2 protein-coding genes are annotated in these 964 nt (G+C 71.8%); both read left to right on the forward strand.

The features are described 5' to 3' along the window. A partial coding sequence (locus FV222_RS27350; protein WP_246685708.1) for an ATP-binding protein occupies positions 1–487 on the forward strand: 487 nt, incomplete at its 5' end. Between the two features lie 227 nt (positions 488–714). Beyond that, positions 715–964, forward strand: a 250-nt coding sequence (ccmI, locus tag FV222_RS27355; RefSeq protein WP_147816270.1) for a c-type cytochrome biogenesis protein CcmI, incomplete at its 3' end; no start/stop codon positions are given.

Below are 964 nucleotides of genomic sequence, written 5' to 3' on the forward strand. Positions count from 1 at the left end.
CGCCGGCACGCTCGGGACCTCGACCGACGTCGAGCCGGCGCTCGCCGGCCTCGTGCGGACCTTCGGGAAGATCTACCGCGACAAGGACATCGCCTACGAGGTCCACGTGCCGGCGGGCCTGCGCTTCCGCGGCGAGCGCCAGGATTTCGAGGAGATGGTCGGCAACCTCGTCGACAACGCCTCGAAATGGGCCGCCGGCCGCGTCGCGATCCGGGCCGAGGCGGTGGAGGCCCACGATTATCCCCACCTTCTCGTCGCGATCGAAGACGACGGCCCCGGCCTGCCGGAGGAGGCGCGCTCGGCGGTGCTCGGGCGCGGCCGACGCATGGACGAATCGAAGCCCGGCTCCGGCCTCGGCCTCTCCATCGTCGCGGACCTCGCCACCCTCTATCGCGGCCGCTTCCGCCTCGAGCAGGCGGCGTTGGGCGGCTTGCGCGCGGTGCTGGAGGTGCCGGGCGACCTGCCCAAGGGCGCGGCCGGGCACTGATCGCGGACGTTCGGGAAAGGTCCGCGCCCTCGTCGTCGCGAAAAGCTTGTCATCGCGAAAAACTTGCGTGACACCGTGACGCCGAGAGCGGGCATCGTACCGCCTGCGGCCGGTCTCTACGATCCGGCCGACGGCCATTCGGTCCCGACGAGGGCCGTCTTACAATCTGAGGGGATGAGGCGGCCGCGGTCTCGCGTCAGGCGAACCGGGACCGCTTCGAAGGTGTGATGACGGCGATCTGGTTCATTCTGGCGGGCATGACCGCCGCGGCCGTCCTGGCCCTGCTCTGGCCGATGTCGCGCCGCGTCGCCATCGTCCCCGATGCGGCCGGCACCGTCACCGAGACGGCGTTCTACGAGGATCAGCTCGCCGAGATCGAGCGCGACCTCCAACGTGGGCTGATCGCGCCCGCGGAGGCGGAATCGGCCCGCACCGAGGCCGCCCGCCGGCTCCTTCGCGCGAGCCGCGCCCCCGGCC

The organism is Methylobacterium sp. WL103, from assembly GCF_008039885.1.
In the GTDB taxonomy this organism is placed as follows: domain Bacteria; phylum Pseudomonadota; class Alphaproteobacteria; order Rhizobiales; family Beijerinckiaceae; genus Methylobacterium; species Methylobacterium cerastii.